The sequence below is a fragment of the Microbulbifer hainanensis genome (assembly GCF_014904735.1).
In the GTDB taxonomy this organism is placed as follows: domain Bacteria; phylum Pseudomonadota; class Gammaproteobacteria; order Pseudomonadales; family Cellvibrionaceae; genus Microbulbifer; species Microbulbifer hainanensis.
Genome location: NZ_JACZCR010000031.1, coordinates 166,869 through 190,201, shown reverse-complemented (window position 1 = coordinate 190,201; position 23,333 = coordinate 166,869). Strand labels below are relative to the sequence as shown.

17 protein-coding genes are annotated in these 23,333 nt (G+C 60.8%); 3 read left to right on the top strand and 14 right to left on the bottom strand.

Translation table 11 applies throughout. The features are described 5' to 3' along the window. Window position 1: 1 nt before the first annotated feature. From IG168_RS12865 to IG168_RS12845, 5 genes are all read right to left on the bottom strand, one after another. Window positions 2–1,483 (bottom strand): tryptophan halogenase family protein, encoded by a 1,482-nt coding sequence (locus IG168_RS12865; RefSeq protein WP_193164806.1) that lies wholly within the window; start codon window positions 1,481–1,483, stop codon window positions 2–4. Further along, the gene (locus IG168_RS12860; RefSeq protein ID WP_193164805.1) at window positions 1,480–2,271 is read right to left on the bottom strand and encodes a MurR/RpiR family transcriptional regulator; all 792 of its coding nucleotides are present in this window, start codon (window positions 2,269–2,271) and stop codon (window positions 1,480–1,482) included. Before IG168_RS12860 ends, IG168_RS12865 begins: the two co-directional genes overlap by 4 nt. A gap of 33 nt (window positions 2,272–2,304) precedes the next feature. After that, entirely contained in the window at window positions 2,305–3,399 is a 1,095-nt protein-coding gene (locus IG168_RS12855; RefSeq protein WP_193164804.1) for a dipeptide epimerase, read from the bottom strand. 11 nt (window positions 3,400–3,410) lie between these two features. Further along, window positions 3,411–4,805, bottom strand: coding sequence for an SH3 domain-containing protein (locus tag IG168_RS12850; RefSeq protein WP_193164803.1), 1,395 nt, complete (start codon window positions 4,803–4,805; stop codon window positions 3,411–3,413). A 243-nt stretch (window positions 4,806–5,048) separates the two neighbouring features. Continuing rightward, entirely contained in the window at window positions 5,049–7,700 is a 2,652-nt protein-coding gene (locus IG168_RS12845) for a TonB-dependent receptor (RefSeq protein ID WP_193164802.1), read from the bottom strand. Window positions 7,701–8,082: 382 nt separating this feature from the next. Between IG168_RS12845 and IG168_RS12840 the strand changes: the two genes are divergently transcribed. Continuing rightward, entirely contained in the window at window positions 8,083–9,066 is a 984-nt protein-coding gene (locus IG168_RS12840) for an N-acetylmuramoyl-L-alanine amidase (protein ID WP_319024701.1), read from the top strand. Window positions 9,067–9,225: 159 nt separating this feature from the next. Further along, entirely contained in the window at window positions 9,226–9,612 is a 387-nt protein-coding gene (locus IG168_RS12835; protein WP_193164801.1) for a hypothetical protein, read from the top strand. A gap of 20 nt (window positions 9,613–9,632) precedes the next feature. Here the strand turns inward: IG168_RS12835 and IG168_RS12830 are convergent, their stop codons facing one another. The 8 genes from IG168_RS12830 to IG168_RS12795 form a co-directional block, all read right to left on the bottom strand. After that, window positions 9,633–10,364 (bottom strand): 5-oxoprolinase subunit PxpA, encoded by a 732-nt coding sequence (locus IG168_RS12830; protein WP_193164800.1) that lies wholly within the window; start codon window positions 10,362–10,364, stop codon window positions 9,633–9,635. Continuing rightward, entirely contained in the window at window positions 10,361–11,482 is a 1,122-nt protein-coding gene (gene alr / locus IG168_RS12825) for an alanine racemase (RefSeq protein WP_193164799.1), read from the bottom strand. Before alr ends, IG168_RS12830 begins: the two co-directional genes overlap by 4 nt. 94 nt (window positions 11,483–11,576) lie before the next feature. After that, complete coding sequence (locus IG168_RS12820; RefSeq protein WP_193164798.1) at window positions 11,577–12,500, bottom strand: 5-oxoprolinase subunit C family protein; 924 nt, start codon at window positions 12,498–12,500, stop codon at window positions 11,577–11,579. After that, a complete protein-coding gene (gene pxpB, locus IG168_RS12815; RefSeq protein WP_193164797.1) occupies window positions 12,493–13,200 on the bottom strand; it encodes a 5-oxoprolinase subunit PxpB in 708 nt (235 codons plus the stop codon). Before pxpB ends, IG168_RS12820 begins: the two co-directional genes overlap by 8 nt. Before the next feature lie 18 nt (window positions 13,201–13,218). Further along, window positions 13,219–14,028 carry a putative hydro-lyase gene (locus tag IG168_RS12810; protein WP_193164796.1) on the bottom strand — a complete coding sequence of 270 codons (810 nt, stop codon included), beginning with the start codon at window positions 14,026–14,028 and terminating at the stop codon, window positions 13,219–13,221. Window positions 14,029–14,133: 105 nt separating this feature from the next. Then, window positions 14,134–16,059 carry a glycoside hydrolase family 3 N-terminal domain-containing protein gene (locus IG168_RS12805; protein ID WP_193164795.1) on the bottom strand — a complete coding sequence of 642 codons (1,926 nt, stop codon included), beginning with the start codon at window positions 16,057–16,059 and terminating at the stop codon, window positions 14,134–14,136. A 206-nt stretch (window positions 16,060–16,265) separates the two neighbouring features. Continuing rightward, window positions 16,266–17,681: a M14 family metallopeptidase gene (locus IG168_RS12800; RefSeq protein WP_193164794.1), complete on the bottom strand. Its 1,416-nt coding sequence runs from the start codon at window positions 17,679–17,681 to the stop codon at window positions 16,266–16,268. A 149-nt stretch (window positions 17,682–17,830) separates the two neighbouring features. Next, window positions 17,831–18,574 carry a L,D-transpeptidase family protein gene (locus tag IG168_RS12795; RefSeq protein ID WP_226876941.1) on the bottom strand — a complete coding sequence of 248 codons (744 nt, stop codon included), beginning with the start codon at window positions 18,572–18,574 and terminating at the stop codon, window positions 17,831–17,833. 193 nt (window positions 18,575–18,767) lie between these two features. On the opposite strand from IG168_RS12795, the gene IG168_RS12790 reads away from it, so the two are divergent. Then, entirely contained in the window at window positions 18,768–20,054 is a 1,287-nt protein-coding gene (locus tag IG168_RS12790) for an APC family permease (RefSeq protein WP_193164792.1), read from the top strand. 161 nt (window positions 20,055–20,215) lie between these two features. On the opposite strand, the gene IG168_RS12785 is transcribed toward IG168_RS12790, so the two are convergent. Further along, window positions 20,216–23,317: an efflux RND transporter permease subunit gene (locus IG168_RS12785; protein WP_193164791.1), complete on the bottom strand. Its 3,102-nt coding sequence runs from the start codon at window positions 23,315–23,317 to the stop codon at window positions 20,216–20,218. Between the last annotated feature and the right edge of the window lie 16 nt (window positions 23,318–23,333).

Below are 23,333 nucleotides of genomic sequence, written 5' to 3'. Positions count from 1 at the left end.
GTCAACCGGGCAGGCGCGCCAGCTGTTCACGGTGATCGAGAAAAAGCTCGGTAGCCGCCCGGCGACAATAATCCAGGGCACTGTGCCGGGACTGATCGCCCGCCTTCGCAACGGATGCCTGCGGGAAGCGCCCCATTCCCGCCAGTATGCAATACCAGCTGGGGCGAAGATAAACCTGCTGCTGGCGTTGGGCGTGCAGCGCCGCATCGAAATCGCCCGTACCGTCCCACGCGCAAAGCAGCGCGCGCAGGTTTTCACTGGGCCTGGCATCCTCGCGGCACGCGCGCCAGTACTCACTGTCCCCGCGCGTATTGAGCAAGTAGTGGGCGACGATGTAATCGCGAATGCCCTCGATCATACTGTTCAGCGCGGCATTGTAGGATTCCTGTGCGCCGCGGGAAAAATCCCGCACGAATTGCTCCACGGTGAATTGCACCAGCATCAGCGCCGTGGCCTCGAGGGGTTCGATAAAGCCCTGCGACAGACCCACCGCCAGGCAGTTCCTGTGCCAGTGATGCTGCAGCCGACCCACACGCATTTTCAGGTGTCGCGCGGGCACTGAATCCGCCGCGCCACAGTGCCTGCGCAATTCCCGCTCGGCCTCCTCGGCACTGATGTGGCTGGAAGAATAGACATAGCCGTTGCCGCGGCGGCTCTGCAGCGGAATCTGCCAAGCCCAGCCGTTACTCAATGCGGTGGAGCGGGTTTGCGGTTGCAGCGGCGCCGCTTCATCGACCGGCGTCGCGATGGCGACAGCAGCGTCATTGAACAGGTTTTCACCGAATGAAACGAAAGGCACACCCAGTGTCTTTTCCATCAGCAGACTCTGGAAACCGGTGCAGTCGACAAAAAAGTCCGCCGCCAGGCGCCCGCACTCAGCCAGTTGCAGCGCAGCGATCTCGCCCGTCTCCCCCTGCTCGACACCGATAACGTCATCCAGGACATGCTCGAGCCCGCGCCCGATGGCAAAACCGCGCAGGAACGCCGCCAGCTTGCCCGCATCGAAGTGATAGCCGTAATCCACCGGGTGCGCCAGCGTCTGGCGGGGCACTGGCGCGCGCCCCTGGGCGGTCACACTGGCCGATACGAAATAGTGATCGGGTTGCGTATCACAGGCCCGGCCGCGACGGCGCGCGTTGCAGTTGGTAAAAAACTGCTCGGCGGGCTGCAAATCCAGTGCGGAGAAAAAGGGATGGAAATAGGAGCGGAAGTTTTCGTCGCCGGTCCAGCGGTCGAACAGGATACCGGCCTTGTAAGTCGCATCGCAGGCGGGCATCCACTCGGATTCGGCAATACCGAGGCCGGCAAAGAACTGCTGCAGTAGTGGTGTGGAGCCCTCCCCCACACCCACGGTTGGGATCCGCGGAGACTCAACCAGGGTAATACTGCAGTCCGTACCCCAGGCTTTCTGCAGCGTGCAGGCCGCCATCCAGCCGGCCGTGCCACCTCCCACGATCACCAGATGGCGCGGCGGCGGTGTCATTGATCGCTGGAGATCAGGCCGCTGATCAGGGTTTCCATAACGTGGAGCTGAGCCGAACGATACAGCAGACGCTGCATCCCCTGATCTTCTTCAGGTGGGACGACATAGAGGCGGATATCCGAATGGATACTGGCCGCGTTGTAGTTGTATCTGGTCAGGCTCAGTACTTTCACACCGCGCTCGCGGGCTCTATTGGCCACCTCCACCAGAGACTCTTCCCCGCCCAGGTCGCAGATGATGCACAACACATCTTCATCGCTGAGGGAGTTGACCATACTCTGCTGCAGGCGCCCGCCCTGGTCGAAAACCGCCCAGCAACCCAGCTCCAGCAACTGATAGGTAAAATACTGTGCGACCGCGGCGGAACCAGAACAGGCGGAAATCTGGATGCAGCGCGCGTTGCGGATGGCAGCGACCGCGGCACTCAGGTGATCGGCTTCATTGATGTGGGCGGTATTTTCCAGCACCTCGAGCTTTTTCTGCCCCAGCTGGCTGAGCAGCGTATCGCTCTTACCAAAGCGCGGCCGCGCGTCGTCTTCACCGGCCGACACCTGGGCGGCACCGGCATAGGTTTCATAAACCGCGAGCTTCAGGCTCGGGTAACCTTTGTAGCCGAGTTTCTGGGAAAACTTCACCACACTCGACTGGCTGACCCCGACCACATCGGCCAACTGTTGCGAGGAGTAATCCCGCAACAACTTGGTATTCTCCAGAACAAAATCTGCGATTTTCCGTTCGTTGACCGACATCTGGTCGCGCATCGCGCGCATCTTCAGTAAACAGGTCATGCCTTGTCGCTCCGCGGCGCAATTAACCGGCGGCTACGCCAGCAACTGCAAGCCTTCAATCTTCTCAATGCCCAGTCCAGGGGTTTCGTTAAGAATGATATCCGCATCTTTATAGGTTGCGCCACCGATAACCGGGTCAAACTGGCAAAGGGAAGGCACATCCAGGTCGAGTTTTGAAACTACCGGCGATTTGGCCGCGGCAACATGGGCCGCTGCGGAAACGCCGATGCTGGTCTCCAGCATGCAACCGACCATGCACTCGATATCGTAGAGCCCGGCCAGATCGGCAATTTTCAGCGCATTGGAAATACCGCCGGTTTTCATCAGTTTGATATTGATGATCTCCGCCGCATGCCGCTGAATCACTTCCATAACTTCCAGCGGGCCAAAAATACTTTCGTCCGCCATGATCGGCGTTTTTACCCGCTCGGAAATATAACGCATTCCCTCGAGGTTGCTGGCCTTTACCGGCTGCTCTACCAGTTCCAGCAATACACCGGCCTCTTCCAGGCTGCGGATTGCCATCACGGCCTGCTTCGGGCTCCACCCCTGGTTGGCATCGAGGCGCAGCAGTGCGCGCCCTTTTACCGCGGAATACACCGCCTTGATACGCTCGATATCCAGGCGGATATCCTTGCCGACCTTCAGCTTGAGGATTTCAAAACCGCGCTCGACCGCCATTTCCGCATCTGCGACCATCTTGTCGATATAGTCGACGCTGATGGTGATATCCGTGGTCAGGCTACTTTCTCCGCCGCCGAGCAGCCGGTAGAGCGGTGTCTGGTAGCTCTGCGCAAACAGATCGTAGAGCGCAATTTCAACCGCGGCCTTGGCGCTGGTGTTGTTGATCATCGCCGCACCGATTTCCCGGGTCAGGCGATTGAGATCCGCCACATCGCGGTTGAGCAGCAGCGGGGTGTAAATCGTACGGATCGCCTCGATCACCGAGCCGTGCGTATCACCAGTGATCACCGCCGTCGCCGGAGCATTGCCGTAACCGATATGACCGGTGTCCGTCTCCAGCATCACAATGACATCCTCCACGCACTCAACCGTGCGCAGAGCAGTTTTAAACGGAGTGATCAGCGGCACTTTCAGCATGCCCAGTTTGACGTCAACAATTTTCATGGCGGTACCGATCAGATGATTGTTTTTATGGCGTAGATGCCGTCAATAAAACTTTTTTCGCGGCTCAGCCGCAAAGGTTTCAGCGGAGTTACCGAAACGCCGTTCAGCGTACCGCGATAAAGGCTTCCATCGCCCTTGAAATAACTCAGGCCGGTGACATCGTGAATCACGTAGGGTTCGCCATCCACCGAGCCGATATACATCATGACATGGCCGGGTATGTAAATCAGATCCCCGACCTTGAGCTTTTCCAACGCCTGCAGGCGCGCTTCGCGATCGCCGTCTTCGAAAAAACGGGTGGGCGCAAACTTGCCCTGCCCCTGCTGCCCCGAATTGCGTGGCATCAGCAGACCGAATGTTTTGTAAACGTCGCCGACAAAGCCGGTGCAGTCGCGCGCATTGTAATCGTGGCCCCAGCCATAGCGCTCGCCGAGAAACTTGAACGCCTGGCGCAGGACCAGCGATGGCCGGTACGGTAAGGGCCCTACCCGCACGTCCCGCCCGCGGGCAATCAGCGTCGGCTCGAATTCGAGGCCGCCACCCTTGCCGCGCACCGGCAGGCTGACAATATAACTCGCGTAGGGATTCTGGCCGTGCACAGAATGGCCAACATCGCGCGCACTGAGCAGAGGCAGGGACACCCCCATATCGAGGAGCTGGCGAGATGTGCGCGGATCTTCCGGGTTGTAATTGGTCTCGACCTGCGCGCCGGTCACCATCAGGCGCCGGTCCCGCTGCAGCCAGCTCTCAATCTCAGCGCGCTCACCGACCGCCACGGCAGCCTTGGGCACCCAGGCCGCGTAATGATAATTGACCGCAAACCACCAGTTGCCATCCGCACTCTCGTGCAACAGGGCTAGCTGCTGGCCGGGAAAGACGCCGGTTTCCTGCAGGCGATCCAGATCCAGGTCCTGCGGGTTCTTGTAGATCGGCGTATCCGAGGGGAAACCGCGCATGCTCGCGCGCTTGACCACCAATCCCCAGCGCACCTCCACTTCTCCGGGCACGGCATCGCGCTGCAGCGATGCCTGCAGTGCGGCAAAATCTTGCTGCGGCACTTTGCGCCCATCGGCGTAAAAACGCGGGGCATTCGGCAGGCGGCTGGTCCCGTCCAGCAGTTCGAGCACGCGGGCGCGACTGATACGGTCCGGGTATTGATTGAGATCATTGAGGTATTCGCCGCGGGCAAAGCTGGCGGCGTTGAAGCGGTCTATATCCGCCGGCGACATGCGGGTCTGGTCGCGCTCGATACGCTGGATCCAGAAATCGGCCGACAGCATCTCTTCACTGATACCGGGAACATCGGTCGTGAACACCGGCGCAGCCGACGGGGCCGGCAACTCGCTACCGAAAGCACTCAGGGATATCGCCAGGCAAAGGCCGGACAGGATTGTTGTTATTCTCATCTCTCTCGCTCCGACCGCGCGCACACCAACTGCGCGGCCAACTTCCAGTTCTGCGCGATTATCGCACTCTAGTGCGGTAGGATTGTGAAAGAGAATACATTATTCCAAGCACTCAAACAACAAGGAATAAAAACGTAAGGCACAAAAAAGCCGGCACAGGAGTGCCGGCCAAAGCATCAGTGAGAGAGTTCACCGCGGGCCGCCGGTGATTGCAGCCCATACTTCTACACCAAGGAGACCACCCTAGAACTTGTAGTTCGCACCGACAAAGAATCGGCGACCGTTTTCCCACTCGCTGGCCTGCAGCACGGGACCGTTGTCCACCTCAAAAATATCGTTGACCGTTTCATTGGTCAGGTTGAGCGCCTCGGCGCGCACGGTCAGCTGATCGGTCACGTAATAGCTGATCTGCGCATCCAGCGACACCTGCTCATCCCTTTTCAACTGCCCTACGGCCGTCTTCGCACGGAAGAACTCAGAACGATAGTTGTAAGCCAGGCGGGCACTGAACATTTCGTTCTCGAAGAATCCGCTCAGGTTCGCCATGTGCTCGCTATTGCCCGGCAATGTAACCGGACCACTGGCGGTCTTCGCGTCGCTGACATCGGTGTAGGTATAGTTACCCACCACGCCGAAGCCGTTGGCGAAGCTGTACTGCAACTGGGTTTCCAGACCGCTCAGGTCCACACTGGGGCCGTTTTGCGGGCGGGACATCGACTGAATTTCGATGGTGCCGTCCGGGCTCACAACCTGCTCTGCGCGAATCTCGGTGAAAATGTAATCGTCGATCTGCTTCGTGAACAACGTGGCCGCCGCCATCGCACCCTCGGCGAAATACCACTCGGCACCCAGGTCAAACTGGGAGGCGCGGTACGGATCCAGATCCGGGTTACCACCGGAACCGGAGCTGGTCTCAGGCGTCAGCGATACGGAGGACGTCAGCTGGCTCGGGCTCGGGCGGGCAATCACCTTCGCGGCGGCGAAGCGCAACACCACCTCGTCGTTGAGATCCCACGCCAGGTTCAGGCTCGGCAGTACATCGGAGTAATCCGCCTTCACTTCATCGTAGACATAATCCCCCTGGTCGTTGGAGAAGCTCCAGGCACCGGAGGTGGTATCAGTGGTCACATAGCGCACCCCGACATTACCGCGAATACCGGTATTCTCATCGGCAAAATCGGCCTTCACATAGAGCGCGTCCACCTTTTCGTTGATATCGAAAATGGACGGATACCACTTCACATTTCGGTTTGAACACACGGCGGTCACGCCATCGGCGCAATCGGGCAGGCTATTAAAGTAGCTGTTCAGCTTACTGCGATCCGGATCAAAGTAGGCCTGCGGCGCAAAGCCGGTCTCACCGTGCAGGCCGCTCACCACAGCACCACTCCAGAAGTCACCAGCGGTACCGAAGTAAGCCGGATTGCCGTCGGCACCGAGGTTGGAGGCATAGGTGCGGACGCGATCCTGGCCAGTGTCGCGATCGCGGTGCTTATAGCCGACCTTGATCAGGTTGATCGGACCGGCATCCACATCGAACTCGACGTCCACCTGCGCATAGTCCTCGGCGTCGGTCATATCGATCTGCGACTCGAAGTAGCCGTTGAGAACCATTTCGTCGGTGGGATTGGTAATCCAGCTGCTGTCGGCGAAGCTACCGGCGGGACCACCGTTGTTGGTGTAGGTCCAATTCACGCGATCGTCATTAGGCTGGTTGAAAAACTCGTAGAACCAGTCGTTGGCATTACCCTCGGAAGTGGTGCGACCGATTTGCGTGTGCACACGGGCCAGGCCCAGGTCGTAATTCATTTCCAGATCCAGCACATCGGTGTCCATACTGGAGCCATCCCGGTAGATCGCGTCGTAGGCCACGTGCGCACCAACCTGGGAACCGTCGATATCCGCGGAGGTCAGGGTGCCGTTACTGTTGACCTGGCTGTTCAGGCCGCCATCGCGAATACCGTTGCCCGGCAGCGGCAGGAAGTTCTGGTTGCTGTTGGAAGCACCCAGCTCGGAGGCCATGTAGTGCAGCGTTGCATCGAACTGTGCGTTCGGCTGGTACTGCATATTCAGGTCGACGCCGCGGCGCTCGCGCTGCTGCTGGAACAGGGCGGAACCCAGCCCCCAGGGCACATACGCCTGCTCGCCGGTGTCGGCAGTGGTGTAAACGCTGTAATTGCCTAGTACTTCAGCCCCGTGACGCTCGACGGTGCGGTCCTGGAATACCACCGCGCCCAGCACGCCGAAGGTGCCGGCCTCGTTCTTCCAGGAAGCCATGGCGGAACCGGATGGATCCCACTCTTCCGGCAGTTCGCTGTACTGGCTTTCCAGGCTGAGCGAAGCGGTACCGGAATCCATATCCAGCGGCTTGCGAGTGCGCAGGATAATGGTGCCGCCCACGGAGCCCTCATCGATATCCGCTTCCGGCGTCTTGTATATCTCGGCGCTGGCAATCAGGTCCGACGGCAACATGGCGTAGTTGAAGCCGCGGGACAGCGCACTCAGCACTTTCCACTGGGAAGTGGCCACCGTCTGGCCATTCAGCAGGGTCATATTGAGCGAGGAGTCGGTACCGCGAATCGACACATCCTCCCCCTCGCCGAAATCGCGCGAAATAGAAACTCCGGGTACCCGCTGCAGCGCTTCGGCTACGTTTTTATCCGGGAACTTGCCGATATCCTCGGCGGTGATGGCGTCCACCACCGAGTCGGCATTGCGCTTCATGTCGATATTCTGTTCCAGGCTGGCACGGATACCGGTGACAACCACTTCTTCCAGATTTTCGCTGCCTCCCTGAGCGAGCGCTCCCGTGGAAGAGAGCGCCAGCGCGCTCAGAGACCCCAAATAAATAATTGAACGGTTGGCCGTTTGAATGGCCCGACGGAGTTTGATCATCGTATCCCTCGCACGTGTTGTTATTCGATGTGCACAACAGAAAGACATCGCTGTCTTTCGGAATAAAATATTTCTCTTGTGATGGACGGTCAAGAATTATTTATGTTAAATACACAATTAAGAATAATGTGAACGGCGATTGGCGCGAAAATCTGCGATTAAAACACTTGAAGCTGCTCAAAAAGTGCACGGGCATTGGCCAGTTTGAAAAGGCTCTCCAGCCAGAGCAGTCATCGGTGAAGATCGCTCGAAGCCACAGATACCGGTCGGCATTCCGGTCGAGGCCTGTGCCCCGCTATTCACAAATGCCGCCAAATTGCGGCCATCGCATTCAACTTATCCCGCGGAATGTCCGCGAACGCCAGACCAATAAGGAGGCACCGTGTCTGTTTCAAGAATAATAAGCGGCTGGACCGGACGACTGATCACCGCGGGTTGCGCCCTGGCCATCGGCGGATGCGCGAGCAGCGGTTACAACTTTTCCACGGACGAGTACAAGATCGAAACGGTTAAGTCGGAAAACGCCAGCGAGCGCGTGCGCTACCTGGTCATGCACTTTACCGCCATCGATTTCGCCACCTCACTGGAAGTACTGACCCAGCCGAGCTCGCGACCGGTCAGCGCGCACTACCTGGTCCCGGAGAGCAACGACCCCAGCTATCCCCACGACGACCTGCGCGTCTACCAGCTCGTGGATGAAAACCGCCGCGCCTGGCATGCCGGCCCCAGCCGCTGGGGACACCGCACAGAAATCAACGACCAGTCGATCGGCATCGAGATCGTCAACAAGAGCCACTGCTTCCCGCCGGTGGAATCGGCACCGGAACTGGCCAGTGAAGAAACCTGTGTTTTCCCGGACTACGACCCCAGGCAGATTGAACTGCTGATCGCCCTATCGAAGGATATTCTGGCGCGCTACCCGGAGATCACTCCCACCCACGTGATTGGACACGGCGATGTGGTGCCTCAGCGCAAGATCGATCCGGGTCCGCGCTTCCCGTGGGAAAAGCTCGCCCGCGCCGGCATCGGCGCCTGGTATGACGACGCGGTGGTGCAGCGCAATATGGAGTACTTGCAGGGCAATACCAGCAGCGATCGCGACAGCGTCCGCCACCGCTTCGCGCAGTGGCTGTCGGATTACGGTTACGGCATCGATCCGGAAACAGTCGACGACAAGGAACTGGGCCTCTATATCCGCGCCTTCCAGTATCACTTCCGCCCGTGGAAAGTGGATGGCGAGGTCGACAACCAGTCCCGGGCGATTTTGCTCGCCCTGCTGGAGAAATACTTTCCGCGCAAGCTGAGCGGCTATCCCGATATCAACACCAGCGTGCTGGCCGAGCTGGACAGCAAGCTGCAGCAGTGAAGTGACGGAGGCGGTAACAGTGGATCTGTTCTGTCCAGAGCCGCCGGGACGGGCGTTTGACGGCATCGGCGGCAACGCTCACTATGGACTCGCATTCGCCGCGGTATAGCGATGCGCATCAATCAAGCGGTTGTATCAATCGATAGAAAGGGGATGCTCATGGTTGCCAGGATCACACTGTCGCTCGGCGTACTGCTGATGTCTGCAGCCCTGCAGGCGGCAGCGGCGAACTACGCGTTCCGCGGAATGGCACAGGTGGACGGCGGAGATACGCTGGTTTTTGAAGTGGACATGGCCCCGGGGGAAGTCCGGTTTATCGACCTGGACGAAAACCTGAAACTGGAACTGTCCACTGCGGCCTCCGGCGACTACTCGCCAGCCACACAGGTAAGAGTGTTGCGCCGGGAGGGAAAATCCTACCGCCTGCTGCATACCGCAGATACCGATAGCGGCGCTGATGTGCAGAGGTCCTACGGTTACCACATCTGTGGCGATCAGGTGCGTTTTACCAGCCCCGCACCAGCGTCCCTGCCCGACTGCAACTAAGCCGGGCCCACCGCCGGCACTCAGTCTTTTCCGAGCGCGCGACGGATTTCCACAATGGTGGCCACGCCCTGCGGATTGTCGCCATGCACGCAGACGGAGTCCGCTGCCAGCGCAATCACACTGCCATCACTGGCCGTCACCTGCCCGCGCTGGAGATCCCTCACCTGCTGCAAAATTTCGCCGGCATCGTGCAGCACCGCACCGGCTTCACTGCGCGGCTGCAACCGCCCTTCCGGCGTATAGCGCCTGTCTGCAAAAGCTTCGAACAGCAGGGGGACGGAATATTCAGCGGCCAGTTTGCGGTAGTCGTCGTCGCGCGGCGTGGCCATCAGCATCAGCGGCAGCTGGCCGCCGGCGCCCGCTACCGCCTCAAGAATTGCGCGAAGCACCGCGTCGTTGCGCATCATGTCGTTATAGAGCGCACCGTGGGGTTTCACGTATTCCACATGGGTGTTTTCCGCCGCGCACAGTGCCCGCAACGCGCCGATCTGGTACAGCACCATCGCGGTAATTTCTTCCGGCGCGCAGTCCATGGAGCGCCGGCCAAACCCGACCAGGTCAGGATACGCCGGGTGCGCACCGATCTGCACGCCGCACTCACGCGCGAGCCGCACCGAATGGCGAATTCCAACGGGGTCGCCCGCGTGAAAACCACAGGCGATATTGGCCATATCGATGTGTGGCATTACCGTGCGCTCATCGACCAGCTGCCAGTTACCAAAACCCTCGCCGAGATCACAATTCAATTTCATCGGGCCGTCGCTCCCAGGCAATCGTCGACAGCTTCACCGAGGGGACCGTCGCGATAGATCCGCGGCACCCGCTCGGTAAGCCCAGTCAACAGTTCGTAGGCGATGGTACCGGCGTGCTCGGCCACCTCGCCCACCGGCAGTCCTTCCCCCCACAGGGTTACTGAGCTACCCACATCCGCATCGGGCAGGTGGCTGAGATCCACCGCCAGCATATCCATGGATATCCGCCCCACCAATCGAGTGCGGCGGCCATTGACCAGCACCGGTGTACCGGACGGCGCGTGGCGCGGGTAGCCATCGCCATATCCGCAGGCCACGACACCGTAGCGCCCCGAATGCGGATAAATAAAGTCGCCACCGTAACCGATGGACTCCCCGGCGGCTACCTCCCGTGCAGCGATCACACGGGACTCCAGCGACAAAGTACAGGACAGCGGTTGCTGGTAATCGCCCCCCTGCAGCGGGTTGACGCCGTAGAGCATGATGCCCGCACGATTCCATTCGCGCCGGGCCTGCGGCAGCCCCATCAGGGCGGCGGAATTGGCGATACTGTGTTGCCCAATCCCGGACGCCACTGCGGCACTGTCAAAGCGCTGCAGCTGCACGGCATTGTGTCCGTGCTCCGGTTCGTCGGCGCAGGCCATGTGCGTCATCAGGATCACGTCCGCCACCACGGGTAATTTCTGCAATGCATCCCGAACACACCGCGCCTCCTCGCAGCGAAACCCGAGCCGCCCCATGCCCGTGTCGATTTTCATCCAGACGACGAGGCGGTGAACACCGCTTAGCTGACGCAACAGGTCCAGCTGATAGTCGCTGTGTACGACCAGATCGAGCTGCTGCGCCGCGGCTTCCGCCTGCGCCGCCGGGTCGAACACGCCCTCGAGCACCAGCAGGCGCGTCGCAATACCCGCGCGCCGCAGTGCCAGGGCTTCCTCAATGGTGGCTACCGCGAGGGCATCGGCGCCGGCCAGTGCTTCGCCGACAGTGACCAGACCGTGGCCGTACGCATTGGCCTTGATGACGGCCACGGTTTTGCCGCTGCCGAGGGATTGGGCATAGCGATAATTTTCGGCAATGGCGGAGAGATCGATCCTCGCCTGCAGCGGGCGGCTCATCGTCGCACCTCCGCGGCCCGTATTGACCGGCAGCGCCGACGCTCCGATCCACTGCGCACAATAAAATGCCCTAACAAACCCTTAAGACCCGACATCACTCAACCCCAAAAAATCGCTTTTGCTGCAGTAGCTCAGCCTGCGCTTCGGCCAGGTTGCCCGGCACAAACTGCACCCGATCTCCGGGGCGGACCTGGGCCAGCCAGTCGAGATCGACCCGGTAAACGTGGCCGAGTTTCGGGTAGCCGCCGATCGTCTGGCAGTCGCACATCAGGACTATCGGCTGGCCGTTGCTGGGCACCTGGATCACTCCCGGCGACACCGCTTCGGATACCAGGTTGGCGGGGACCTCTCTCAGGGCCTCACCGGCCAGCCGCACCCCCATGCGATCGGACTGGGGCGAAACCCTGTAAACACCGGCGAAAAAACGCTGGCGCTCGCCCCCGGCAAATTGCGTAAACTGATTTGACGGCACCACCCGCAGGCGGATCTGATGCGGATATTCGCGTACATAATCCGGTGGCGTCTGTGTTGATCGGCGCGGTGCAACCGCGTCGTAGGGAATCCGGTCCCCCTCCGCCAGCGGGCGCCCGTCGATGCCGCCGAGGCGCTCACCGACACTGGTGGCGCGGCTGCCCCACACCGGCGGTGTCAGAATGCCACCAGCCAAGGCCAGATAACTGCGCAAGCCACTGCGGGCAATAGACCCCTCCAGCACGCTGCCCTCGGGCGCCGTGTGCGTGCTCCAGTTTGCCAGCGGCTGGCCGTTCAGTTGCCAGCCGCAATCGGCACCGGTAACGGCAAAAACCGTGCTGCGGGAAAAACGCAATGCAAAGGGGCCGAGGCAGATTTCCAGCAGCGCCGCCGACGCCGGGTTCTGCAGCAGGTAATTGGCCCAGCCCGCGGCGCGCGCGTCGGCACTGCCGCTGACACTGACGCCCAGATGCTGCTGGCCGCGCCGGCCGCGATCCTGGATCAGCGTCTGCGGCCCCGCCCTTTCCACCGTGGCAAATTCAGTCATCCAGTACCCCGCCGAGCTCGAGAAACTTCGCCCGCGTCACCGGCGCAAACCGCACCCGGTCGCCCACCTGCAGCAGCACTTGCGGCGGATTGCTGGCGCGATCAAAAAGTTTGACCGGGCAGCGCCCGAGAATATTCCAGCCGCCGGGGCACGCGTCGGGATAGACCGCTGCCTGTGCGCCGGCAATGGCCACGGAACCCGCCGCAACCCGCGGCCGCGGGTTTTCCAGCCGCGGCGCGCGCAGCGGTTCCGGCGTCATGCCCATAAATGCAAAGCCCGGGCGAAAGCCGAGGGCGTATACGCGGTACTCGGCACCGCTGTGCATCGCGATAGCCCCGTCGATATCGAGCCCCGCATCGGCGGCTACTCTCTCCAGATCCGGCGCCACTTCCGCCCCGTAATACACCGGCAACTCTACCAGCCGACCCTCTGCGGATTCGGCCGACGATTTTTCGCCGTTAGAGTCGGATGATTCCTGCATGAGCGCCTGCAAGCGTTCCTTTACCGTTGCGTAGTCGCAGCGAAGGAGATCGTAATAGACGGTGACACTGCAGTAGGAGGGAACCAGGTCTGTAATGACATCTGCCATTTGCGCCCTGATCAGCGCAGCCATTTGCGTCACCCGCGCGAGTGCTTCCTCGCCCGGCGTCTCGGCCAGATAGATGGTGATCGATTCATCACCGGCGTCGGTGATCTGCAACTTCTTACCTTTTACGTTCTAGTCCCAGTTCAGTTGCCCTGGGTCAGTGATATTTTCCAGCTCGCGACTCTGCCGGTCGCAGATAAGCATATGACCCGGACAGTGGGTTATACAAAAATCCAGTTCGGCATTCCGCAGCGCCTCGCATGCGGTAACATCGCTGGCCCAGAAAACCGGGGTCTCCCCTTCTGCCAGTGGTACCGGTTCGCCAAAATCCGGCGAATCGAGGTTGGCAATTCCGAGCTCCGCGGGATCGCCACTAAATACCGGCGCGCCGTGAACCAGTGGAAAGCGACCGGAAATCTGTTCCACTGAGTCGAGCTGCGCCGCGGCAAAGGGGCGCATGCTCACAACCAGGTTTGCCGCAAACGGCCCCACGGACGTAGCCTGTCGATTGGTATGATACATGGGCACGTTGCGCCCGAGGGTGATATTGCGCACTTCGTGCCCGGCACTCAGCAGCGCCTCTTCAAAAGAAAACGAGCACCCCAGGAAAAACGTCACCAGATCACTGCGCCAGTAATCGCGGACATTCAGCACTTCCTCCGCCGGCTGGCCGCGGCGATGTATCTGGTAGCGCGGCAGGTCGCAGCGGACATCCACTCCCTCACCCAGTGACGGAAAAGCGAACACGCCGGGTTTCGAGCGCAGTAACAGTGTGCAGGCACGAGGGTTTTTTGCGCAGAAATCAGCAAATTGATCCGCGTGCTCGGCGGGCAGTACGGCGATGCCGGTTTGCACAAAACCCGCAGCCAGTCCCGACGTCGGGCCCTTGAGGCGCTCCGCGCGAATTTCTTCGCGAATAACGCGCGAGCACTGTCTGATCATACTGTGAACTCTGTCTGTGTCAGTCCCGCATCGCCGCTAAGCTGGCGTCACGACGCACTTCAATAACGGTAGACCGGCCGCCACACGCTTGCCCGGTCGCGGCTGTCATTGCCCGGCGGTCGTCACCGCCCGGAGTGGCTCCCGCTGCACGGTAACCGGCAGGATGCCCGGCGGAACCTGTTTTTGCCGCAGGGCATTTGCCAGCGCACGGTAGATGGGTCCGTGGAGTTTGTCGTCGCGCCCGATATAAGCCTTGTAATCGAAGCTGGCCAGGAACAGGTCTGCCAGATGGCTGAATTGCGCTGCCTCGTAGGGCGAACGCATACTGACAAACACCGTTTTCTGGCCGCGCGATTTAGCCGCCTGCAAGCAGTGGCGGTAAACGTCGTACAGCTGCGGCACACGCATCGGCGCGCGGCGCAACTGGGCCAGATCGTCCATCCCGCCCAGTTCGACGGCGCTCTCACCGGGGACAATACTCGCCACCAGCAAAACGTCCGCCGGCGATGCCTGCAGCTCCGTCACTGCGGTGTAGGGATCGAGCACTTCGATCTGCGCGTCGGAAACATCGCCGAGGGACAGGCTGAACGCCTCCCCCACTGCGACACTAGGTGCGACGACCTGAATCTTTTTCACCGCTGGCGTCAGCACCGGCAACGTGCCCGGCTGCGGCTGGAAAATGGGGCTCAGCGCGGCGTTGGCGAGTTGCAGGGCCAAAGCCCGATGTTCGCGACTGGCGAGCACACGGTGCGCCGCAACCTGTTTATCCTGCAGGTCCTCGGCAATCCATTCGGCATCGACGTACTGTTGTTTCAACGCCAGGACGCGATCCACCGAAGTGTCGATTTCGGCGGCGGAAAGTTCACCGCGCTGGACGGCCGCGGCTACGGCATCAATAAGCTGATCCAGTTTTTGCAGGTCCTGCGGATAGCGGATTTTCACCGGCATCAGCGCGATATCAGCACCGGCGACAAACGTCTTCACCACGGCATCTTCGATCGAGAAATAATGGCTGATACCGGCCATATCCAGCGCGTCGGTGACGATCACTCCGCGAAAGCCCAGCTCTCCGCGCAGCAGGTCGGTAAGGATTTTGCGCGACAGGGTTGCCGGCACCAGGATTTTTTCACCGTTCTCCGCGGTGAGCTCGGTGTCGTCGAGTGCCGGGTATTGAATGTGCGCCGTCATCGCCAGCGCGGGGGATGCCTGTTGAATGACCTCGCCAAACGGCAGCAGGTCCACTGCCCGCGCACTGTCGGCAGAGCGCTCCACACGCGGCAGGCCGGTGTGACTGTCTACGGCGGTATCACCGTGACCGGGAAAGTGTTTGATCGTCGCGGCAATCTGCTGGGCCTGAAACGCCTTGACGCTGGCGGCACCCAGGTCGGCGACCACCTGCGGATCTTCCGAATAGGAACGCACGTTGATCACCGGGTTTTCCGGGTTGCTGTTAACGTCCAGCGTCGGGGCAAAATTCACGTTGAATCCCAGCGTGCGCATCTGCTCCGCCATGGCCGCCGCCGTCGCCGAAGCAAACTGGTCTCCGTGGCGGGGATAGGTCGCGCCTATCGCCATATTGCCGGCAAATGCCACCGCTTCCTCGCGCGGCAGGCGATTGACCCGTCCACCCTCCTGATCGACGCCGATCAGTAGAGGCAGGCGGCTGCGGGATTGTGCGGCGGCAGCCTGCAGCTCACTGTTCAGGCGCACTATCTGTGCGCTGTCCTGCAGGTTGTCGGCAAACAGGACAATACCGCCGATACCGCTCTGCGCGATGACCTTCTCCAGTGCCGGTGGCAATTCCGTAACCGGCGTACGGCATTCTTCCGCTACCGCGTTCACTCCGGCCGGCGCACCTTCCGGACAGTAGTAGCGCACGTCCAGCATCAGTTTCTGTGCGATCTTTTCCCGCAGCGACAGATTGTCGGCAGGATTTGCCTCTGAGCCGGAGCAGCCCGCCAGGGCCAGTAGTGCCGCGGCCAGCGCGGGTATGCTGCCGGTGCAGCGCTTGCGGAAAAAGCGGTGAATCATCACGGGTAATATTCCATTATCTACAAATTTATACTTAGGAATATTTTATTCTGACGCAGTGCGGTGGCGCTGGCAAGCCGCTTCTTCCGTGGCACGGTCCGGCACAGCCGCGAATTTCCCGGCGGAGAAATATGTCCCGGTCCAGCCGGGACAGGCGCCACAGATTGCGGGCGATGTGGCCCGCAGAAACTGAACGCAGAGCGCATTCACTCCGCAGCGACATCGATTTTCCCGACAGCTTCCCGCAGGTCGAGGACCTGCCCGTTCAGCACCGCGGCACGCACACCGCGATCATCATCCAAGAGGAAGGTGGCGTCGTGGCGACGCGAGGGAGTGTCGCCCTGCGGACGCCGCGGATTCAGCACCACCGGAAACTCGGTCTCGACCTGCAACGCCTCTGCATCTCCGACAAAATAGCCATAGCCCTCGCGCAGCAGCATCCGGTACTTCTCGTCGTCCAGCACCAGAGGGGAATCCCCGCTCAGCGGGTATGGACGCGGTGCGCGATAGCGCCAGCCGCCGGCGTCAAAGTCGCGCGCGCCAGTGAGGTTGGACAGGTCACCCACGTCAATCACCTCTATGTACGCATCCCCCGCATTCATCGCCAGATCCGTTGTGTAGGCGGCATCCCCTTCACCGGTGGCGATATTGCGTATCTTGAGATCGACAATCGCCTCGTCGCGATTGAATGGAATGGATTGGTACTCCGCCAGCGACACCTCGCGGTAACTGCCGCTGGCGATACTGTCGATGGCGGCAATCAGCATATTGAAATTCATATGCCGGGCCACCTGGCGGTTGGGATCGCGCGGATGGGCGCCGGACTCGATCAGCACGGTGCTGACGTCCATTTCAGAGAAGGTGTCACCAAACGCCCGCCAGGCGTAGGTATCGTTATAGCGGCCGATATTTTCGCCGATAGCGGGCGCCACCGCGCGCTTCAGTGCGCCGATCAGCTGCATGGCGCGCTTGCGGCTCGCATTGATGTCCCGCTCGGCGTTAAAGGCCGGAGCCAGCACGGAAATAGTCGCCATCTTGCCGGAATCGCCGACCCCGTAGTGGCGGTTCTGGTCGTGCAGGTTAAACCCGAAGTCCGGCCGCAAACTGCGCGCCAGCTGCATCAGCGCCCGCCCTTCCGGGGACTGCAGCGCCTTGGCATCGCGGTTGACGTCGAAGCTCTGGGCATTGTGGCGGATGCCGCGCTCGGCGCCGTCGGGATTCAACATCGGCACCATGACCAGGGTGAGCTTGTCCTCCCAGCCTGCGCGCCACTGCGCCTGCTCCGGCGCCAGCATGAAATTCACCAGGTCGAACAGCGCCGCGGTCGCCGTCGGCTCATCACCGTGCATCTGCGACCACATCAGCACCTTGATCTCGCCGTGTCCGATCTGCATCCGGTAAATGGGGCGCCCCTCGTAGGAGCGGGCAATCTCCGCCACATCGAGCAACGACGAGGATTGCAGCTGTTTAATCAGCGGCAGGATATCCGCCTGGCGGATCCCCGGCTGGTCGAGACCGCCCTGACGGTAGGCGGCGTAATCCGGTTCAGAGGCGATAGCAGCGGCACTGCATAGCAGCCCACCCAGTGCGGCAATTGCCAGGCGTCGGCAAAGTCGATTCATGGTGACCCCGATTATTGTTATGGCTGGGAATCCTGTGACACTAAATCTTGTGACAGAGAAGAATAAAATATTCCATAGATGCCAATCTCACCGCAACAACAATTCGAGCAATTTGCCAACCAATCGCACTACTGCACCGTAAAGTCCGATCACTCACCCTCGATATCGGGCAGGGACCATGACTTGCGCAGCCTTTCGTACTCCGCCCGCGGCAGCGCCACATATACGGGGTGCTCGGCGGCATCAAGCCAGCCGAGCAGGCGATCCATGACTGGCTCCGCCATTGACGTACAGCCCGCCGTGGGCACGCCCTCGTCCTTCCACAGGTGCATGAAAATGCAGCTGCCAGCACCGTCGCGGTTGTGTGGGTTGTGGGCGACAAAGATGCCCTTTCGATACAACTGGTCACCGTAGTGGATATCCCGGCGCATCCCCTCACTGGATCCGGCCACCGCCGCCTGCCCCACTTCGCCGGCGTCCACGGTCTGGTTGTACAGCGGCGAACCGGTGACATCGATGCAGTAGTGGCCGGCATTCATCTGCTGGTAGTCGAGCCCGGTCTTGACCGACGGCAGATAACCAAAAGCGCCATCGAGCGCAAAGATCCCCGCCGGTGCTCGGCCATCGCCCTCGCGTTTCTGCTTGCCCGACTGCGCGGGATGTAGCCCCAGCCCCCAGGCAAGGCCGTTGCGACCGACATTGACCGGCGTCGCGATACTCGCCGCTTTCCAGCGGCCCTGATCCCGGCGAAACGTATACATGTGGCCACTGTCGGCATCCCAGCTATCGGTAACGGTAATCACCAGCTGGCTGCTCTCCGGCGGAATCTGCGCCTGGGCGCCGGCGCCCAGCAGTGCCAGGGAAAGCGTGGCGAGGGAGATCAGGAGTGTCATTATTTTCATTGTGGCGACCCATCAAAAATCCAGAAATGAAATGCAGCGCACGCCCGAATCGAGAAAAGGCAATTCGCGCCGCCCTAACCATACAAGGAGCGCGTCCGCACGGAAAGATTCCGCAGGCCCATGTCGGGTTCACTATCATTGCATTTCCGCAGTGGAAACCTTTACGGCACGGAGCGACACCCGCTTGAGTTCGAAAGAAGAAAAACTGGGATTCAATGGCGCCTGGTCCATGGCCGTCGGCGGCATGATCGGGGGCGGCATTTTTTCCACGCTGGGCGTGGTGGTTTCCATCGCCGGCCCCTGGGCGTGGCTGAGCTTCTTGGTGGCCGGACTGATCGCCCTGGCGGCCGGCTACAGTTACTCAGAGCTTTCGAACTACTACGCCAAGGGCGGCGGCGCCTTCACCTACCTGCGCAAGATTGACGCCCCCGGCGTGGCCGGCAGTCTCGCCTGGATACTCACCGTCGGCTATATCCTCACCAACGCGGTTTATGCCTTTACGTTCGGCCAATACCTTGCCCATGTGGTGGATCTGGGTTCCTGGTTTCCGCGGGTGACCGCCCTGGCGGTCATGTGCCTGTTTATCGGCCTGAACCTGCGCGGTGTCAGCGAAGCTGCAGAAGTCGAAATTTTTATGGTCTGGTTCAAACTGGTTGTGCTGGTCGGACTGGCCGGCTGGGGCATCGCACAGTGGAATCCGCCGCTACTTTCCCGCGGCGTACCCGATGCGGGAGTTTCCGCCGCACTGTTCGGCGCAGTATCCGTCTTCATGGCCTACGAGGGGTTCCAGCTGGTCACCTACGATTACGACGTGATCGACAACCCGCGCAAAACCATCCACCGCTCGCTGCTTTCTGCCATTGTCGTCGTGATCGCCGTGTATATGCTCGTCGCCGTCGGTACTGCAATGCTGATCGGTGCGGATCAGGTGGTACTGCATAAAGAGGTTGCACTGGCGATCGCCGGGGAAAAAGCCCTGGGAGTCACCGGACTGGTTATCGTGACGATTGCCGCCGCCTTTTCCACCGGCTCCGCCATCAACGCCACCCTGTTTGCTACCGCACGACTGGCCCGCAGTGTGACCCGCGGCGGCCAATTACCGGCGGCGCTCGATCACGAGAATACCGCCGGAGTACCGGACCGCGCGGTAATTGCCTTGGGATTAACCGCCGCGGTCTTTGCGGCATTGGGGGACCTGACCGCGCTGGTGGAAGAAGCCAGTCTTGCCTTCCTGGTGACTTTCACCGTCGTCTGCAGTCTCGCGTTTTACCAGGGCGCCGGCTTGCGCCTGATTACCGGATTTGGTGCCGTTAGTGCCAGCGCCGCCGCTATCGCCCTGATCGTCCGCCTCTTCCAGACCAAGCCGACCGGGCTCGCGCTGCTCGCGGGCCTGCTATTGTTCGCGGTTTTCGGTCGCCCGCTACTGCTGCGCCGTGTGCGCACATTAAAAGACAACGGCGACGACGACTGATCGACGCAATCCCACTGCCGGCAATCGGCATCGCAAGCACCCTTTTAAAGTAACGAAGCGCTTCACTAACGCCGGGGCAACCGCAGGTTACTACCTGCGATCGCCCCGCTCTATTCCCGGCTCAGGTTATCTTCCGGATAGGAATCCCGAAGCCAGCCCGATCATGCCGGCTCCGGTAACGGGCGCCGAACCTGTTCTTTTGGCCCAGTGTCTTTCTGGCCCTCGACTTCGTCCGCCCTCACCCGGTGAAAAACGGCGTAGAGCACCGGTACTGCGATCAGCGTCAGCACAGTCGCGAAACCGAGACCACCCATAATGGTCACCGCCATATCCGCAAAGAAGGCGTCGAACAGCAGCGGCGACATACCGAGTATGGTGGTAACTGCGGCGAGAAATACCGGGCGCAGGCGGCTGACACTGGCCCGCTGGATCGCGGTCAGGCGCGGCAGGCCGGCGTGGGTCTGCACCTCGATTTCATCCACCAGCACCACCGCATTCTTGATCAGCATGCCCGACAGACTGAGCACCCCCAGCAGCGACATAAAGCCGAATGGCAGCCCGGAGACGAGCAAACCGACCACAACCCCCACCAGCGACATGGGCACCACCAGCCAGATAATCACCGGCTCCTTTACCGTGCCAAACAGCAACACCGAAATCAGGATCATCATCAGGAAGCCGAGCGGGAGGCCCTTACCGAGTGCTTTCTGCGCGTCGGAGGAGCGCTCGTACTCGCCGCCGAACTCTAGCCGGTAACCTGGCGGCAGCGACAGCTGCTCCGCTTCCGCGCGAATGCGCGCGAAGGCCGCCATCGCCGTGACACCCTCCGGGGCATCACCGCTAATGGTGATGGTGGGTACGCGGTTGCGGCGCTGGATCAGCCCCTCTTCCGCCGTGGTCTCGAATTTATCCACCAACTGCCCGGCGGGGATATAGCCGCGCTCGTTCGGACTCCACACCAGGCGATCCTGTAGAGAGCCCACCTGATTGCGGTCGCCCTGCGGCAGGCGCGCGACAATCGGGATAATTCGATCGCCACTCTCGAAATCGCCGACGCGGTAACCGGCGGTGGCGAACTGCAACGTGCGGCTGATGTCGGCACCGGTCACGCCCGCCACCCGTGCCCGCTCGTCGTCGAGGTACGCGCGGATGGTTGGCTCCCGTCCGCGCCAGTCGTGGCGAATATCTTCCAGCCCCTTATTGCGGAACAGGTCCTCCACATTGCCGGCCGCAGCGCGCAGCGTGTTGAAATCCGGGCCGGAAATGCGCACTTCCACGTCCGCCCCGCCACCGGGGCCGAACACCAGCCGCTTGAACGTGATCAGTGCTTCCGGATGGGCATTGCGCAACTCTGCTTTCGCGCGCTCGATCAACGCCGGTATCTGTTCGCGATTCTCCGTGCGTACAATCAACTGGCCATAGGAAGGGTTTGGCGGCTCCGGTGCGTAGGTCAGCATAAAGCGGTCCGCCCCGCGCCCCGCCACCGAGGTCACCGAGACCACCTCGTCCTGCGCCTGCATGAATTCCGTCGCCTGCTGCAAGGCGCTCTCCGTCCGGTGGATGTCACTGCCCTGAGGCAGGAAGTAGTTCACGTAGAACAGCGGCGCGTTGGAGTTCGGAAAAAAGCCCTGTTTCACGAATCCAAAGCCGAAATAGCTGAGCAACGTCACAACCAGCAAAAGCGCGATGGTGCGGCCGCGGCGATTCAGCGCACCGGAAAGCGCGCCGGCATACAGGCTGTAGAAGCGGCCGCTGTAGGGATCACTGGAGTCCGCGTCTTTTCCGGGTTTGAACAGGTGATTGCCGAGGTACGGCGTGACCGTAATCGCCAATACCCAGCTCAGCAGCAGGGAGATGCCAATCACCGCGAACAGCGAAAACAGGAATTCACCGGTGGCGTCGCTGGACAGGCCGATACCCGAAAATGCCATGATGCCAATAATGGTCGCACCCAGCAGCGGCCAGAAAGTCTGGCGCACCACGCGGCCGGCGGCACTCTGCGGTGACTCTTTGTTCTGCACCCCCATCAGCATGCCCTCGGCAACCACGATCGCATTATCCACCAGCATGCCCATCGCAATAATCAGCGCGCCGAGAGAAATCCGCTGCAGGTTGAGACCGAGCAGATTCATGATCAATACCGTGCCCAGCACCGTCAGCCCAAGTACTGTGCCGACGACAACTCCGGAGCGCCAGCCCATAAACACACACAGCACCAGGGTGACGATCACCACCGAAGAGATCAGGTTGAGCAGAAAGCCGTCGACACTTTCCCCGACGACGCGATGCTGCTCGTAGACCGGATGGATCTCGATACCCAGCGGCAAGCCGTGCTCCAGCTCGGCAAGCTTCGCCTCCACGGACTTGCCGACGTCCACGATATTGGTGTTTTGCGCCCCGGCCACGCCGATCAGAATGGCGGGTTTGCCATTGAAACGGGCGATAAAACTCGGGTTGTCATCGTATCCGAGTGAGACATTGGCGATGTCCCGCACCGCCAGCATCGCAGTTGAACCGGGCACGCCCACCAGGATATTGCGGACAGCCTCCAGGTCACTGGCCTGGTTGTCCACCACAATGCGGGTGCGCAGATCGCTGCCCTCAATTTGTCCAACCTGCTGAACAGTACTTTCCGACTGCAGTACCTGCGCCAGGTCATCGAGCGAAAAGCCGAAGTGCGCGAGCCGCGATTCATCGATGTCGAGATAAGCGGCCTCATCGATAACACCGGAACGCGAAACCTTGGCAACACCCTCCACGGTGAGCAGCTCGCGGCGGATCACCTTGGTGATCTCGCGCATCTCGGTCGGGGAAAAACCCTCGCCGGTCACGGCATAGTAGATACCGAAAACCTCGCCGAAATCATCGTTGACCACAGATTCCCTCGCCCCGCGGGGCAGCTGGACCTGGGCATCGCGGACCTTGCGGCGCAGTTCGTCCCAGACCTGTGCCAGTTCTTCTGAGGCATATTGATCTTTGATCTGCACGCGGATTTCCGACATGCCCGGGCGGGAAGTGGAAGAAATGCGCTTGAGCTGTCCCATCTGCTGGATGGCAACCTCGAGCTTCTCGGTAACCTCTTCCTCTACCTGTCGTGCACTGGCGCCCGGGTAGGCGGTGAAAACGCGGGCTTCCTTAATGGTAAAGGCCGGATCCTCAAGACGGCCGATATCCGACAGTCCCCAGAGGCCGCCAACGAGGCAGATCAGCATCAGCAACCAGCTGTAGACTGGCCGCTCGATAAATACATCAGAAATCTTCACGATACTTCCCCAGTTG